Origin of the sequence: Pseudomonas sp. B2021 (assembly GCF_018135665.1) — a bacterium.
Lineage (GTDB): Bacteria > Pseudomonadota > Gammaproteobacteria > Pseudomonadales > Pseudomonadaceae > Aquipseudomonas > Aquipseudomonas lactis.
Genome location: NZ_SMOF01000001.1, coordinates 3,931,557 through 3,947,328 on the forward strand (window position 1 = coordinate 3,931,557; position 15,772 = coordinate 3,947,328).

Consider the following 15,772-nt stretch of genomic DNA (forward strand, 5'->3'; position numbering starts at 1 on the left):
TCGGCGGTTTGTCCATGGGGGCCGTGATGTCGATGTATGTGGCGTCCGAACACCCGGGGCAAGTTGCCGGGCTGTTGTTATATTCCCTGACCTTGCGTAACGATGGCTGGAACGCCTCATCCGTCACACGGTTAATGCCTTGGGTAACTCGAATTCCCTTTGTGTTGGACTTTTGCGTCTTCAATGAGCGGCCGCCGTTCGGTATTAAAAACAGGCGGTTGCGAGCCATTGTCGAACGGCAGATGAAAATGGGTGAAAGCAGTGCTGCAGGCTTGCTGAGCATGTCTGGCAAGAGTCTGCGGCAAATGCATAAACTGACGACACGAGTGAAACGGCGCATGCCGTTGATCAACGCACCCGCGCTGATCATCCACTCCATCGAGGATGATGTCAGTGGCAGGTGGAACGCCGATTACACCGAACAGAAACTCGCAGGCCCTGTCACCAAAGTGCTGTTGGATAACTGCTATCACATGATTACGGTAGACCTGCAATACAAGGAGGTGGTTGCCCTGAGTGCCCACTTCATTGAAAGCCATATATCTATTTGAGGGGACCAGCAGGCAGCCGACGCCTCATTGCCTGATATTTATCAGCCCCTTCAAATGGGCGCCACACTTCGGCGGCCTTGTAAGCCGCCGGTATGGACGAAGATCAGGCGAGTGGCGGGGGCGAAGCGTCCGGCCTCGATCTGCTGTTTCAACGCCAGCAGCGCCTTGCCGGTGTAGAGCGGCTCCAGCGGTAGACCGCACGCTTGTTCGGTGCGCTGGATAAAGTTGAGCAACAGCGGATCGACCTTGGCAAAGCCACCGCGACAGGCGTCCAGCAATGTATAACCGTCCTGCACGATGGCACTCACGTTCTGCGCCACACCGTGGTCATCCGGCACCGCCATGGCGCCATACACCCGATGCGCACCCGCCTCCGCCAGCGCCAGCCCCGCCACTGTCGTGCCGGTACCCGCCGCCAACCACCAGGCATCGTAATCGCTCCAACCGAGCTTGCCCAACTGCGCCCGCGCCTGCTCGACCAATACGCCACAGCCCTGCGCACCGGCCAGCCCACCGCCGCCTTCGGGTATCGGATGAAAGCCAGGATACTGCTCGCACCAAGGCAACCAGAAACCCGCTTCATGCCGCGCCCGATAACCGCCATAACCCAGCCAATGCAGCTGCATGCCGAAGGCTTTAAGGTCGAGAACCGTGGGGGTGTCTTGAGGATGACCTCGCAGCAGGCCGACCGTGGGAAAACCAAAGCGCTTGCCCGCTGCCGCCAGTGCATGCAGATGGTTGGAGTAAGCGCCGCCGAGACTCATCACCCCCGCGGCCCCGGCGTGTCGGGCCTGCACCAAGTGCTTGGTGAGTTTGAACCACTTGTTGCCGCTGATCAGCGGGTCGATACAGTCCAGGCGCAGCACGGCCAACTCGACTCCGTTCAGCCAGTCCAGTTGCAAAGGTTCAAGGAGCGCGTGAGGAAGCCAGTCGAAAGGGCCCATCGGCAGGTATCTGAATGAAAAAAGGGGCGGTAGTCTACCACCGCCCCTCTTGACGCCTTACAGCTCGGCCGCCAGGCGCGAGCCCTGGTTGATGGCGCGCTTGGCGTCCAGTTCGGCCGCCACATCGGCGCCGCCGATCAGGTGCACGTTCTGGCCGGCAGCGACCAGGCCGTCGTGCAATTCGCGCAGCGGGTCCTGGCCGGCGCAGATGACGATATTGTCCACTGCCAGGACTTGCGGCTCGCCCTCGGCGCCGATGCGGATATGCAAGCCTTCATCGTCGATCTTCAGGTACTCGACACTGTTGAGCATCTGCACCTGCTTGTTCTTCAAACCCGTGCGGTGGATCCAGCCCGTGGTCTTGCCCAGGCCGTCGCCCACCTTGGAAGCCTTGCGTTGCAGCAGGAACACTTCACGGGCCGGCGCATGGCGCTCGGGTTTGATCCCGGCCACGCCGCCACGGGCTTGCAGTTGGGTGTCGATGCCCCATTCTTTCCAGAACGCCTCGCGATCCAGGCTGGTGGATACGCCTTGGTGGACGAGAAATTCAGACACGTCAAAACCAATGCCACCGGCGCCGATCACCGCCACGCGCTTGCCCACCGGCTTGCGTTCGAGGATCACGTCCAGGTAACTCAGGACCTTGGCATTGTCGACACCGGGAATCGCCGGGGTACGCGGTGCGATGCCGGTGGCCAGGATCACCTCGTCATAACCGCCCGCCACCAGTTGCGTAACGTCCACACGGGTGTTGAGGCACAGCTCGACGTGGGTGGTCTGCAATTTGCGCTTGAAATAACGCAAGGTCTCGAAGAACTCTTCCTTGCCCGGCACGCGCTTGGCGATATTGAACTGGCCGCCGATCTCGCTGGCGGAGTCGAACAAGGTCACCTGATGCCCGCGCTCGGCGGCCACGGTAGCAGCGGCCAGGCCCGCAGGGCCGGCGCCGACCACCGCAACTTTTTTGATCTGCTTGACCGGCAAGTAATTGAGCTCGGTTTCGTAGCACGCCCGCGGGTTGACCAGGCAGGTGGTGAGCTTGCCGCCAAAGGTGTGGTCCAGGCAGGCCTGGTTGCAGCCGATGCAGGTATTGATCTCATCGGCGCGCCCGGCGGCGGCCTTGTTGACGAACTCGGGATCAGCGAGAAACGGCCGCGCCATCGAGACCATATCGGCGTCGCCTTCGGCCAGGATCTGCTCGGCGATTTCCGGGGTGTTGATGCGGTTGGTGGTGATCAGCGGAATCTGTACCGAACCGCGCAATTTGGCCGTGACTTTACTGAACGCACCACGGGGTACCTTGGTGGCGATGGTCGGGATACGGGCTTCGTGCCAGCCGATACCGGTGTTGATGATCGTCGCGCCGGCCTGTTCGATGGCCTTGGCCAACTGCACGATTTCTTCCCAGACGCTGCCGCCTTCCACCAGGTCGAGCATCGACAGGCGGAAGATGATAATGAAGTTCGGGCCTACGGCTTCGCGTACACGGCGCACAATTTCCACGGCCAGGCGCATGCGATTTTCAAAGCTGCCGCCCCAACGGTCGGTGCGATGATTGGTGTGGGCGGCGAGGAACTGGTTAATGAAGTAGCCTTCGGAACCCATGATTTCAACGCCGTCATACTCGGCGACCTGAGCCAGCAGCGAGCAGGTGACAAAGTCCTGGATCTGTTTTTCGATGCCCTCTTCATCCAGTTCCTTGGGCTTGAACGGGTTGATCGGCGCCTGGATAGCGCTCGGTGCCACCTGCTTGGGGCTGTAGGCGTAACGCCCAGCGTGGAGGATCTGCATGCAGATTTTGCCACCCGCGTCGTGCACGGCCTGGGTGACGATCTTGTGCTTGCGCGCCTCGTCTTCGGTGGTCAGCTTGGCCGCACCGGCATACACGCCACCTTCATCATTGGGGCCAATACCGCCGGTGACCATCAGGCCCACGCCGCCACGGGCACGCTCGGCAAAATAGGCCGCCATGCGCTCGAAACCGCCGGGCTTTTCCTCCAGGCCGGTGTGCATCGAGCCCATCAGGGTACGGTTGCGCAAGGTGGTAAAACCCAGGTCCAACGGGGCCAGCAGGTGCGGGTAGGCAGCAGCGGTCATGGTACAGCTCCACAACGGATCATCACGGGACGTGGCGCACTCGAACGGCGTGCCATCGGTTTATGTCCCACAGACTAAGAGGCGGTGGACCACGGCTCAATGACTGAAACTGACAAGTTATTGATCCAAATGCACAGCGCCCCTTGGCAAGCCACGCCATGGGCCCTACCCTAGTCGCGAACCCTGCACTTGGTCTGTTGTCTGTTGCCCCATGCGTAAACTTCTAGCGTTCACCGTCATCATGGCCCTGGTTGCCTCCCTCGCCGCGTACTTGGTCTGGACCCAGGAGCGCCCCGTGGCGCATTACCTGTCCGACCTGCGCATCACCCTCGCCGTCAATGAGGGCGAACCGGCCGACCGGGGCAACCTGCTGGGCATCCAGCCGGAGCTGTTCCCTGCCGATTACCAGAGCCTGGAACGCCTGCACCTGAAGCTGTCGGCCTACCTGCAAAACGCTCGGGACCTGGGGCTGATCAATGCCAAGACCGTGGTGGTGCTGCCGGAACATATCGGCACCTGGCTGATGCTCGGCGGCGAAAAAAACGAGCTGTACCAGGCCGCTCATCTCAAGGACGCCATGAACTGGCTGTCGATCAGCAACCCGCTGCAATTTGCCAAAGCCTGGATCAGCGCCACCGGCGACAACCGCATGGATGATGCGTACCTGCGCATGAAAGCCCCGGCCATGGCCCGCGACTATCAAGTGTTGTTTGGCGGCCTCGCCAAAGAATTTGGCGTGACCCTGGTGGCCGGCTCCATCGCCCTGCCCAACCCAAGCGTGATCCAGGGCCAACTGGAAATCGGCCATGGCGCGCTGTACAACGCCAGCGTGGTGTTTGCCGCCGACGGCTTGCCGCTGGGCCAACCGCAGCGCCAGCTTTACCCGATCTACGATGAGCGTGGCTTTATCGAGCCGGGTGATGAGCATGCCGTCAACGTTGTCGATACTCCCGCGGGGCGCCTGGGCATCCTGGTGGGCAGCGACAGCTGGTACCCGGACAACTACCGCAAGCTCAACGAGCAAGGCGCGCAATTGATCGCGGTGCCCGCTTTTGTGACCGGCCGCGACACCTGGGAGCGTCCGTGGCGTGGCTTCAAGAGCGTATCCACGCCCTCTGAAGTGAGCCTCAAGCCTGAAGAAACCAGCGAGGGCGCAGCCTGGCGTCGCCTCACCCTGATCAGCCAGCCACCCGTCAGCCAAGCCACCGCGGGCATGAGCGTCTTTCTGCGCGGGCAGTTCTGGGACCTGGGCAGCGCCGGCCAGAGTTTTCTCAGCCGCAATGGGCAAGTCTTCGCCGATGGCGACGCTCGTGGTGCGCGCCTGCTGAATATCTGGCTGTAGCGCCGTGAAGCCGGTGCGCCTGGGGGATCTGTCGGTGGGCTTCGTGCATACCCTGGCCGACGCCATCCACAGCCACGGCCTGGACCCGCAGCCCCTGCTGCTGCAATACGGCCTTGATCCGGCGCGCCTGGCTGAAGCCGGTGCACGCTTGTCGATCCCGCGCTACATGCGCCTGGGCCACGCGGCCATCCAGCTGACCGGCAACCCCGGCCTGGGCTTGCGCATGGGCCAGCTCAGCCGCTTGAGCCAGGCCGGCCTTGCCGGCGTCACCGCCGCACAAGCGCCCACTGTGCGCGAAGCCGCACGTACGCTCACACGCTTTGAAGCGCTTTACGGTTCCAACTATCGCGGGCAATCAAGCTTTCATGAAGACGCCGAAGGCGCGTGGCTGCGGTTTTATTCCATCAGCCCCTACAACGCCTACAACCGCTTTGTGGTGGATTCGATCATCGCCGGCTGGTTGCAGCAGCTGTCCGGCCTGGCGCAACAGCCGGTGCAGGCCCAGCGGATTGAAATCGAGTTCGACGCGCCGGACTACCACGACCACTACAAGGTGCTGGGAGAGGGTGTGGTGCACTTCGGCGCAGAGGTCAATCAACTGCGCCTCAGCCAACCGACCCTGGCGCTGCGCAACCCACAGCATTGCCCAAGCACCTGGCACCTGTTGCTACAACTGTGTGAAAGGGAATTGGAGCAACTGACTCGCACCCGCAGCCTGCGCGAGCGCATTACCCGTTTGCTCGGGCCGATGCTCAATGGTGGCCGGGAACCCGACCTGGAGGAAGTGGCGGCACGCTTGAAGCTGCCCACCTGGACATTGCGGCGCAAACTGGCCGAGGAAGGCACGCAGTTTCGCGCGATTCTCAATGACACCCGTCGCGACCTGGCCATGACCTACATTCGCGACACGGAACTGGCGTTCGGCGAGATCGCCTACTTGCTCGGTTTTGCTTCAGCCCAAGCCTTCCAAAGGGCCTTCAGGCGCTGGAACAACCAGACCCCAGGGGAATTTCGCCGCAGTCAGCGCCACTCCGCCTGAAGTCGGTGTTACAGCTCGGTGGCATCGTCGGCTGGGTCCAGTGGGTCTAGCTCGAATGCCTGGTACTCCAGCAGTTCTTCCTGGTAATCGTCCATGGTGGACTCCTTCTTCATGTTGAAAGCGGTTGCAGATTAATGACCTGCGAACCCAGCCTAAAGTGCCGTCATGACGAAAAAATGTCGACGTCGTGACATTCCTGCTCTTCAGGATTAAACGTAGCAGCGATCACAGGATTTAGCTTAACCGCAACCTCGCACAACATGTGGGACCTAGCTTGCCTGCGAAGACGGCCTGACAGCCGACGCCTATCCACCTGACACCCCACGGTCCAACTGTGGGAGCTGGCTTGCCTGCGATGACGCACTGCCAGCCGACACCTATCTACCTGACACCCCACGATCAACCTGTGGGGGCGGGCTTGCTCGCGAAGGCGGCCTTGTGGTCGGCCATTTAGTTGGGCTGGAATGAGTACATATCCATTCCTGCGGTAACGGCCACTTAGGGTTCCGCCCTGACGGCGTCTTACTTTTGAAAAGCCGGATTGCCGGCCCAGTCAAAAGTAAGCAAAACGCTCTTGCCCCACCACTCGGCACCTCGCTTGGGCTCGGTGTGCCCGTAATCCGCCAGCGTGGTTTGACGGGGCGCTTAAGATCAAGATCAAAAGCAGATCAAGAGCAAGAGCGGCTCGCTTCGCATCGTGGTTACTGTTGAGCGCTACAGAGTTGTGTCGATACCTATGCTGCGATAGCGACCTGTCAGCCGACGCTTCTCTACCTGACACCCCGCTCCCACATTCGAGCATTGCGTTATTGCGCAGGCATCGGAAGCGGTGGAATCGCTTCTGTCGGCGCCGGCAACGTAGGATCAGTCGGCGCCGGCGCCACCGGAGCAGGCTCTGTCACCGGCGCGATCGGTGCTGCCTCAGGTGGCGGCGCAAGCGGCTCTGCAGCGGCGGGCGCTACAGGCACCTCCTTCGGCGCCTCGACCTTCTCGGCTGCCGGAGCGGCCTTGGGCTCGGGCACGCCCAGGTCGGCCTTGGGCTGCTCGGGGATATGCTCGGCCTGCTTCACTTCCTGCGGCAGGAACACGTCCACCAGCGCGAAGTAGCGCTCGTAGAACTTGGGTGCCGAGACGGTCTCGCTGGCCACTTTCACCATCGAATCATCGGTGGAGCCAATCGGCATCGACACCGAGCCCAGCACGCCCACGCCGAGGCTCGCGGAGTTGTTGACCTTCTTCAGCGCATAGCGGTCCTGCAAGGCGTTGGCAAACATCGTCGAGTGATTGCTGCCCTTGCCATCAGCGGCGCACACCACATTGAAACTGATCTGCAGGTGGGTCTCGCCGGTCTGCTGGAAGCTCTTGTTGCCGGCCACCAACTTCGGATCGCTACTGGTAATGATGTAGCCCTGACTCAGCAGGGCACGGCGCGCAGCCTCACAGGCCGCCACATCGCTCACCGGGTAATCGCGGGAAAACGTACCGGAGTCGTCGAAATTCTCATGTTCGTAGATAGCGGTCTTGGGTGACGAGCAGCCCGCAGCGCCCGCCAGCACCAGCGCCAACCCGAGAGTGCGCAAGTGAAATGATGTCGACATTGAAAATCCTGAAGAAAACGGTCCGGACGGTATTGTGCAACAGAACACGACATTGAAGCGCGATTCCTGTCGGTAAAACATCTCAGGCTTAGACAGCAGCATCAGTAGGAAAAAGCCTGGCACACATAGGATCGATAAAGATCCGTAATGTGCGCGGCTCTATGACAAGTTTGTTTACAACTTATTCCTCACCTTTCTATCATCGCCCCTGGGTGCGCTGCTGCATAAAGCACGGCGCAGGTTAAAAGCCAAGCATTGGTCGGGCCGCCAATGGAGATTTGTCGTGCCTGATAAACACCCCGCCATCCCTCGCCCCCAGCGTTTGACTGAGGGCGCGCTGTCCGCCCTTGAGCGCTTTTCACACATTGAAGCCGTCAGCGGTATCGTGCTGCTGCTGGCTGCCATCGTTGCGCTGGTGTGGGCCAACAGCTCCGCCGCCGCGACCTACGAGCATTTCTGGAACACGCCCATCACCCTCGGGCTGGGCGACTACAGCGTGTCGCGCTCCCTGCATTTTCTAGTGAATGACGGGCTGATGACCATCTTCTTCCTGGTGGTCGGTGCCGAGATCCGCCAGGAAATCAAAGACGGCGCCCTCGCCAACCTGAAGCTGGCCACGCTGCCATTAGGCGCAGCCCTGGGCGGCGTGCTGATGCCGGCGCTCATCTACACCCTGCTCAACCACGGCACTGCCGCCGCAGGTGGCTGGGCGGTGCCTACCGCGACCGACATCGCCTTTGCCGTGGGCGTGCTCGCGCTGCTGGGCAAGTCGATCCCCAGTGGCGTGCGTATCCTGCTGCTGGCCCTGGCGATCATCGATGACATTGTGGCGATCCTGATCATCGCGATCTTTTTCACCGCCAGTCTCGACTACATGGGCTTGGTGATTGCTGCAGGCGGGCTGGCCCTGGTGCTGGTGTTCCAACGCATGGGTATCAGCAAGGCGGCGATCTACCTGCTGCCTGGCGCTATTGTGTGGTTTGGCCTGCTCAAGACCGGCGTGCACCCAACGCTGGCCGGCGTGATCCTTGGCTTGATGACCCCGGTCAATTCCAAGCCCACCCGGGAACGCCCGCTGGAAACCATCGAACGCACCTTCAACGAACTGATGGACCGGTTCTCGCAGCCGGCCGAAGGGGCCCAGCAAGTCGCCACGCCCCTCAAGCAATTGCGCGAAGCCCAGCGGGAAATACTGCCGCCGGTGCAGCGGGTTCAATCGGCGCTGCACCCGTGGGTAGCCTTCGGCGTGATGCCGCTGTTTGCCTTGGCCAACGCCGGTGTGAGCCTGGACGGTTTCAATCTGGATGACCCGCTGGCCCACGGTGTGTTCATGGGCGTCATCTTCGCCCTGGTGCTCGGCAAGCCTCTGGGCGTGATGCTGGCGAGCCTGGCGCTGGTCAAGCTGAACATCTGCAAGCTGCCGGACGGTGTGACGTGGACGGGCGTTGGCCTGGTCGGTCTGTTGGCGGGGATCGGTTTTACCATGTCGATCTTTATTTCGTCCCTGGCATTCTCCGACCCGGCCCTGCTGTCGGCTGCCAAGCTGAGCGTGTTGGCGGCTTCAACCCTGGCGGCGGTGATCGGGTTGACGTGGGGCAAGCTCAAGTTTGCAGCCAAGAACGCCTAAAGCGCATTCAGCACTCACTTTATCAAGGGCAAAAAAAGACCCCGGCCTTTTCAGGTCGGGGTCTTTTTATTCAGGCCGGCATCAGTACTTCTTGATGTCTGCCTGGGTTTCCAACTGCTTGCGGTAGGCCGCGAAATCCTGCTGGCCAATACGGGAAGCGAGGAAGCGGCGGTATTGCGCCTTTTCTTCGTCCGTAGGGGCCGCCGCTTCGTTCACGCCGTTCAAGCGCACGATCATCAGGCTGCCATCGCGCAGGGTCACGGTGGTGAAGGTCGGTTTGTCCTTGGCCGCAGGCTTGGGCATGCGGAACAAGGCTTGCAGCACGGCCGGGTCGATAGACTCCTGGCCACGGGTAGCCGCCTCAGTCACCTTCCAGGCCTGACCGTCAACCGGCTGGTCCAGCGCGGTCTTGCCATCACGCAGGCTGGCGATCAACTCGTCGGCACGGGCTTTGGCGGCAGCGCTCGCGCGCTCCTTGGTCATCTGGGTGCGAATGGCCGCAGCAACGTTCTCCAGCGGCAATTGGGCCGGCTTGAGATGCTCTTTGGCACGCAGCACGATGATGGTTTCCGGGTCGAGCTCGATAGCGCTGCTGTTGGCACCTTCATCCAGCACTTCCGGACTGAAGGCTGCAGTGACCACGGCACGGTTGGCCGCAACACCTTCGCCACCTTCACGGCCAAACGGCGCCGAGGTGTGGACGGTCAGCTTCAAGTCAGACGCCGGCTGGGCCAGGTCAGAGGCTTCGAATGCCGCATCTTCCAATTGCTTGGTCGCTTCGACAAAACGCTGTTCAACCTGCTGGGCCTTGAGCTCGCGGGTCAGCTTGTCTTTCAGGCTGGCGAACGATGGCACTTCAGGCGCTTCAACGCCCAGCAACTTGATCAGGTGCCAACCGAAGGTGGTGCGCACCGGCGCCGACACCTGGTCTTGCTTCAAGCCGTACAAGGCGGTTTCGAAGTCCGGGTCGTAAACACCAGGGCCGGCAAAACCGAGGTCGCCGCCATTGTTGGCCGAACCTGGATCCTGGGAGAACTCCTTGGCCAGGGCTTCGAACTTCTCACCCTTGGCCAGGCGCGCCTGGATGTCTTCGATCTTGGCCTTGGCTTGCGCCTCGGTGACCTTGTCGTTGACTTCAATCAGGATGTGCGCGGCACGACGTTGTTCAGCGAGGTTGGCGGTTTCCTTCTCGTAGGCGGCCTGCAGCTCATCGTCCTTGACCGTAACCTGGTCGAAGAAGGACGACTTCTTCAATTCCAGATAGTCGATGACCACCTGGTCCGGGGTCATGAACTCTTTGGCGTGCTGGTCGTAGTAGGCCTTGACCTCGTCGTCGGTGAGTTTCACCGCCGCAGGGTCAGCCTTGATGTTGACGGTGGCGAAATCGCGGGTCTGTTTTTCCAGGCGGGCGAATGCCAGCACCTCGGCGTCGGTCACGAAACCACTGCCGGCGATGCCTGCGCGAACCTGGCCGATCAGCATTTCCTGGGTCAGCATCTGACGGAATTGCAGGCGGCTGTAGCCCAACTGACGGACCACCTGGTCAAAGCGTTCGGCGTTGAACTTGCCGTCTACCTGGAATTCCGGCGTCTGCAGGATCACCTGGTCCAGCGCAGCTTCCGAGAAGCCAAACTTGGAATCAGCAGCGCCTTGCAGCAGCAGCTTACGGTCGATCAGGCCCTTGAGGGCAGCATCGCGCAGCAGCTTTTCGTCCAGCAGGGACGCGTCGAAATCCTTGCCCAACTGTTGCATCAGCTGGCGCCGTTGCATGTCGACAGCCTGGCTCAGTTCGGTCTGGGTGATTTCTTCACCGTTGACCTTGGCCACGTCCTGCTTGTTATTACCCGAAGCCTGGAAAATGGCTTCGATACCGGTGAACGCCATCAATGCGACGATGATCCCGATGATAGTCTTGGCAATCCAGCCTTGTGAATTGTCCCTGATATTTTGCAGCATGCGTCCCCCAGAAACGGTTGAACTTCAAAAATTAGGCAACCGTGGAGCGTGGGTAGAGTCCGGATAGAAGAAAGGCGCATCCGAGGATGCGCCTTCTCGTAACTGGCGGAGCGGACGGGGGTTCGAATCTGCACCCCCGGCGTGGCGACCCGATACGTGGGTCAGCTACCGCTCCGCTGCCAGGCCAGACCTGCGTCCGACCCGGGTAAGCAAAGGCTTGAACGAAGCTTAGTTAACGGCTTCTTTCAGGGCTTTACCGGCTTTGAAACCTGGTTTCTTGGCAGCAGCGATTTGCAGTGCTTTGCCGGTCTGTGGGTTACGGCCAGTGCGAGCTGGGCGGTCAGTCACAGAGAAAGTACCGAAGCCTACCAGTACCACGGAGTCGCCGGCCTTCAGAGCGCCAGTGACGGATTCGATTACTGCGTCCAGCGCACGGCCAGCAGCAGCTTTCGGGATATCAGCGGATGCAGCGATAGCATCAATCAGTTCCGACTTGTTCACTCTAAGTCCCCTTATATATCTATTGAGTATGATTCTAAGTTTTTTGGTAAAAAGCAAAACCAGTGCTGAATGGCCTACAGACACTTAAGAGCCGCTTTATAACAAGGGCTCTAAAAAGCTGTCAAGGAAGCCCCCAGGCTCCAACACATTAATGCGTGCTAATTCTTTCCTTGGAATCGGACTCGCGTTTTTCGTCCTTCGCGACAATCTCCGGGGCCACATCCGGCAAGGGCTCCGGCGCGTATTGCAGCGCAATTTGCAGGACCTCGTCAATCCATTTAACCGGTTTAATCTGAAGATCCTGCTTGATGTTGTCAGGAATTTCCTTCAAGTCGCGAACATTCTCTTCAGGAATGATCACAGTCTTGATTCCACCCCGGTGCGCGGCGAGCAATTTCTCTTTGAGACCACCGATCGCCAATACCTGGCCACGCAGGGTGATTTCCCCGGTCATCGCCACATCGGCGCGCACGGGAATGCCGGTCAAGGCCGACACGAGGGCCGTGCACATGCCTACGCCCGCGCTAGGGCCGTCTTTGGGGGTCGCCCCTTCCGGCATGTGGATATGGGTGTCGTGCTTCTCGTGGAAGTCCAGCGGGATGCCCAGGCTGCGGGCGCGGCTGCGTACCACGGTCTGCGCGGCGGTAATGGATTCGACCATCACGTCACCCAGGGAGCCGGTCTTGATCAACTGGCCTTTGCCCGGAATCACCGCAGCTTCGATGGTGAGCAATTCGCCACCCACCTGGGTCCACGCCAGGCCAGTCACCTGGCCGACCTGGTCCTGTTGCTCGGCCAGGCCGTAGCGGAATTTCTTCACGCCCAGGAAGTGCTCCAGGGAGTCGGCAACCACTTTCACCGAGAAGCGTTTTTCCAACGCGTGTTCCTTCACCGCTTTGCGGCAGATCTTCGCGATCTGGCGCTCAAGGCCCCGCACACCGGCCTCGCGAGTGTAGTAGCGCACGATGTCGCGGATCGCCTCGACCTCGAATTCGATCTCGCCCTTCTTCAGGCCGTTGGCCGAAATCTGCTTGGGCGCCAAGTACTTGACCGCGATGTTGATCTTCTCGTCTTCGGTGTAGCCCGGCAGACGAATCACCTCCATCCGGTCCAGCAAGGCTGGCGGAATGTTCATGGAGTTGGAGGTGCACAGGAACATTACGTCAGACAAGTCGTAGTCGACTTCCAGGTAATGGTCGTTGAAATTGTGGTTCTGCTCAGGGTCCAGCACTTCGAGCAAGGCCGACGCCGGGTCGCCACGCATGTCGCTGCCCATTTTGTCGATTTCATCGAGCAGGAACAGCGGGTTGCGTACACCCACTTTTGTCATCTTTTGAATCAATCTTCCCGGCATCGAACCGATGTAGGTACGGCGATGACCGCGAATTTCCGCCTCATCACGCACGCCACCCAAGGCCATACGCACGAATTTGCGGTTGGTGGCGGTGGCGATCGATTCCGCCAGGGAGGTTTTACCCACACCCGGAGGCCCAACCAGGCACAACACCGGACCGCGGATTTTCTTCACGCGTTTTTGTACAGCGAGGTACTCAAGGATGCGCTCCTTGACCTCTTCCAGGCCGTAATGGTCAGCGTCGAGAATCTCTTCAGCACGGGCCAGGTCCAGACGCACCTTGGTCTGGGCCTTCCACGGCACTTGCACCAGCCAGTCGATATACGAGCGCACCACGGTGGCTTCAGCCGACATCGGCGACATCTGCTTGAGCTTGTTCAGCTCGGCGGTGGCCTTGGTCAGGGCGTCTTTGGGCAGGCCAGCGGCATCGATGCGCTTTTTCAGCTCTTCGATTTCGTTGTGGCCTTCCTCGCCGTCGCCGAGTTCCTTCTGAATGGCCTTCATCTGCTCATTCAGGTAGTACTCGCGCTGGCTACGCTCCATCTGCTTTTTCACGCGACCACGGATGCGTTTTTCAACCTGCAACAGGTCGATTTCGCCATCCAGCATCGCCAGTACGTGTTCGACACGGGCCGACAGGTCGATGATTTCGAGGATGTCTTGCTTCTGCTCGATTTTCAGCGCCATGTGCGCGGCCATGGTGTCGACCAGGCGGCTTGGCTCATCAATGCTGTTGAGGGACGACAGGACTTCAGCCGGGACTTTCTTGCCCAACTGCACATACTGCTCGAACTGCGACAGCAGGCTGCGCACGAACACCTCGGATTCACGCTCCGGGGCTTCGACTTCTTCGATCAGTGCCACTTCCGCGCGCAGGTGGCCGTCCACCTCCATAAAGCGCTCTACGGCACCGCGCTGCTCGCCTTCGACCAGCACCTTGACGGTGCCATCGGGCAGCTTGAGCAATTGCAGGACAGTGGCAATGGTGCCGACGCGATACAGGGCATCTTCGCCCGGATCATCATCAGCAGGATTCTTCTGGGCCAACAGCAGGATTTGCTTGTCGCCCGTCATCGCGGCCTCGAGGGCTTCGATAGACTTCTCGCGCCCCACGAACAGCGGGATAACCATGTGCGGATAGACGACGACATCACGCAACGGCAGGAGAGGCAATTCGATGGTTGTCTTCATGATTTCGCCTCTATGACAGTTCAAAAATAAGCTTGAAACCAAGATGGGGGTTACCTGCAAAAAAAACAAGCTCAATGCCAGCAGTTAAACGCATGAATAAACGCGAATTTAACCACCGTCTCGAAAAAACGCCCCAAAAAACAAGGGGCCCCTAAAGGCCCCTTGCTTGTACCACAACTGCTGAACGCTTACGCGTCGGGTGCAGCCTTGGCAGCCGGCTCACTGTTTTCATAGATATACAGCGGCTTGGACTTGCCTTCGATAACGCTTTCGTCGATCACCACTTTACTCACCTCGGACTGCGAGGGGATTTCGTACATGGTGTCGAGCAACACGCCTTCGAGGATAGAACGCAGACCACGTGCACCGGTCTTGCGCTCCAGTGCCCGCTTGGCCACCGATTTCAGCGCGTCGGTACGGAACTCCAGGTCTACACCTTCCATCTCGAACAATTTGCCGTATTGCTTGGTCAGGGCGTTTTTCGGTTCGGTGAGGATCTGGATCAAAGCCGCCTCATCCAACTCGTCCAACGTGGCCAGGACCGGCAGACGGCCAACGAATTCCGGGATCAGACCGAACTTGACCAAATCGTCAGGCTCGACTTCACGCAGGGACTCGCCCACCTTCTTGCCTTCTTCCTTGCTACGCACTTCCGCACTGAAACCAATGCCGCCACGGGTGGAACGCTGCTGAATCACCTTCTCGAGACCCGAGAACGCACCGCCACAAATGAACAGGATGTTGCGCGTATCAACCTGAAGGAATTCCTGCTGCGGGTGCTTGCGACCACCTTGCGGCGGTACGGACGCAACCGTGCCTTCGATCAGTTTCAACAGGGCCTGCTGCACGCCTTCACCGGAAACGTCCCGGGTGATCGACGGGTTGTCCGACTTGCGCGAAATCTTGTCGATCTCGTCGATGTAGACAATACCCATCTGGGCTTTCTCTACGTCGTAGTCGCACTTCTGCAGCAGTTTCTGAATGATGTTCTCGACATCTTCACCCACGTAGCCAGCCTCGGTGAGGGTGGTGGCGTCGGCGATGGTGAACGGAACGTTCAGCAGGCGAGCGAGGGTTTCTGCAAGCAGGGTTTTACCCGAGCCTGTAGGACCGATCAGCAAGATGTTGCTCTTGCCCAGTTCAACCTCGTCACCTTTCTTGTCACGCTGGTTCAGGCGCTTGTAGTGGTTGTACACCGCTACGGCCAGAACCTTTTTTGCACGCTCTTGACCAATGACGTATTGGTCAAGGATGCCGCTGATTTCTTTAGGCGAAGGTAATTTATGCGCACTGCTCTCGGCCTGGGCTTCCTGCACCTCCTCACGGATGATGTCATTGCACAGGTCGACGCATTCGTCGCAGATAAACACCGAGGGGCCGGCAATCAATTTGCGTACTTCATGCTGGCTTTTGCCACAGAAGGAGCAATAGAGCAGCTTGCCGTTGTCCTCGCCGTTGCGGGTGTCAGTCATTCGTTCGATCCAAATCCGATAGGCTTGCAACACAAGATGAAGGCTTATGCGGGCTTTTTCAAGCCCGCCAGTGGTCGGACATGCCGACCAGCCCTATTTT

Annotated in this window: 11 protein-coding genes; 4 read left to right on the forward strand and 7 right to left on the reverse strand. The window is 59.9% G+C overall.

The features are described from left to right. On the forward strand, positions 1-551 hold a 551-nt coding region (locus tag E1K68_RS17485), incomplete at its 5' end, for an alpha/beta hydrolase (protein ID WP_212614477.1). 50 nt (positions 552-601) lie between these two features. Here E1K68_RS17485 and E1K68_RS17490 read toward each other — a convergent pair. Continuing rightward, complete coding sequence (locus E1K68_RS17490; protein WP_212614478.1) at positions 602-1,495, reverse strand: pyridoxal-phosphate dependent enzyme; 894 nt, start codon at positions 1,493-1,495, stop codon at positions 602-604. Between the two features lie 57 nt (positions 1,496-1,552). Beyond that, positions 1,553-3,592 carry an NADPH-dependent 2,4-dienoyl-CoA reductase gene (locus tag E1K68_RS17495; protein ID WP_212614479.1) on the reverse strand — a complete coding sequence of 680 codons (2,040 nt, stop codon included), beginning with the start codon at positions 3,590-3,592 and terminating at the stop codon, positions 1,553-1,555. A 211-nt stretch (positions 3,593-3,803) separates the two neighbouring features. Here E1K68_RS17495 and E1K68_RS17500 point away from each other — a divergent pair, with 211 nt between their 5' ends. Both E1K68_RS17500 and E1K68_RS17505 read left to right on the forward strand, forming a co-directional pair. Continuing rightward, positions 3,804-4,934 carry a carbon-nitrogen hydrolase family protein gene (locus E1K68_RS17500; protein WP_003192245.1) on the forward strand — a complete coding sequence of 377 codons (1,131 nt, stop codon included), beginning with the start codon at positions 3,804-3,806 and terminating at the stop codon, positions 4,932-4,934. A 4-nt stretch (positions 4,935-4,938) separates the two neighbouring features. Continuing rightward, positions 4,939-5,973 (forward strand): AraC family transcriptional regulator, encoded by a 1,035-nt coding sequence (locus E1K68_RS17505; RefSeq protein ID WP_034134306.1) that lies wholly within the window; start codon positions 4,939-4,941, stop codon positions 5,971-5,973. A gap of 806 nt (positions 5,974-6,779) precedes the next feature. On the opposite strand, the gene E1K68_RS17510 is transcribed toward E1K68_RS17505, so the two are convergent. Beyond that, the gene (locus E1K68_RS17510) at positions 6,780-7,571 is read right to left on the reverse strand and encodes a DUF2242 domain-containing protein (RefSeq protein WP_003192248.1); all 792 of its coding nucleotides are present in this window, start codon (positions 7,569-7,571) and stop codon (positions 6,780-6,782) included. A 283-nt stretch (positions 7,572-7,854) separates the two neighbouring features. Here E1K68_RS17510 and nhaA point away from each other — a divergent pair, with 283 nt between their 5' ends. Beyond that, positions 7,855-9,198 carry a Na+/H+ antiporter NhaA gene (nhaA, locus tag E1K68_RS17515; RefSeq protein ID WP_212614480.1) on the forward strand — a complete coding sequence of 448 codons (1,344 nt, stop codon included), beginning with the start codon at positions 7,855-7,857 and terminating at the stop codon, positions 9,196-9,198. Between the two features lie 81 nt (positions 9,199-9,279). Here nhaA and E1K68_RS17520 read toward each other — a convergent pair whose 3' ends face one another. The 4 genes from E1K68_RS17520 to clpX all read right to left on the reverse strand — a co-directional run bounded on the left by E1K68_RS17520 (position 9,280) and on the right by clpX (position 15,672). Next, on the reverse strand, positions 9,280-11,154 hold the full coding sequence (locus E1K68_RS17520) for a SurA N-terminal domain-containing protein (protein WP_003192251.1): 1,875 nt from the start codon (positions 11,152-11,154) through the stop codon (positions 9,280-9,282). 228 nt (positions 11,155-11,382) lie between these two features. Continuing rightward, entirely contained in the window at positions 11,383-11,655 is a 273-nt protein-coding gene (locus tag E1K68_RS17525; RefSeq protein ID WP_003174819.1) for an HU family DNA-binding protein, read from the reverse strand. A gap of 148 nt (positions 11,656-11,803) precedes the next feature. Continuing rightward, complete coding sequence (gene lon / locus E1K68_RS17530) at positions 11,804-14,200, reverse strand: endopeptidase La (RefSeq protein WP_212614481.1); 2,397 nt, start codon at positions 14,198-14,200, stop codon at positions 11,804-11,806. Between the two features lie 188 nt (positions 14,201-14,388). Next, complete coding sequence (gene clpX / locus E1K68_RS17535; protein WP_003192254.1) at positions 14,389-15,672, reverse strand: ATP-dependent Clp protease ATP-binding subunit ClpX; 1,284 nt, start codon at positions 15,670-15,672, stop codon at positions 14,389-14,391. Between the last annotated feature and the right edge of the window lie 100 nt (positions 15,673-15,772).

What these genes read in the sequence shown, in the direction of transcription:
- lon (WP_212614481.1), bottom strand. Translation starts at nt 14,200, where the DNA reads ATGAAGACAACCATCGAATTGCCTCTCCTGCCGTTGCGTGATGTCGTC.
- E1K68_RS17490 (WP_212614478.1), bottom strand. Translation starts at nt 1,495, where the DNA reads ATGGGCCCTTTCGACTGGCTTCCTCACGCGCTCCTTGAACCTTTGCAA.
- E1K68_RS17495 (WP_212614479.1), bottom strand. Translation starts at nt 3,592, where the DNA reads ATGACCGCTGCTGCCTACCCGCACCTGCTGGCCCCGTTGGACCTGGGT.
- clpX (WP_003192254.1), bottom strand. Translation starts at nt 15,672, where the DNA reads ATGACTGACACCCGCAACGGCGAGGACAACGGCAAGCTGCTCTATTGC.
- E1K68_RS17510 (WP_003192248.1), bottom strand. Translation starts at nt 7,571, where the DNA reads ATGTCGACATCATTTCACTTGCGCACTCTCGGGTTGGCGCTGGTGCTG.
- E1K68_RS17500 (WP_003192245.1), top strand. Translation starts at nt 3,804, where the DNA reads ATGCGTAAACTTCTAGCGTTCACCGTCATCATGGCCCTGGTTGCCTCC.
- E1K68_RS17520 (WP_003192251.1), bottom strand. Translation starts at nt 11,154, where the DNA reads ATGCTGCAAAATATCAGGGACAATTCACAAGGCTGGATTGCCAAGACT.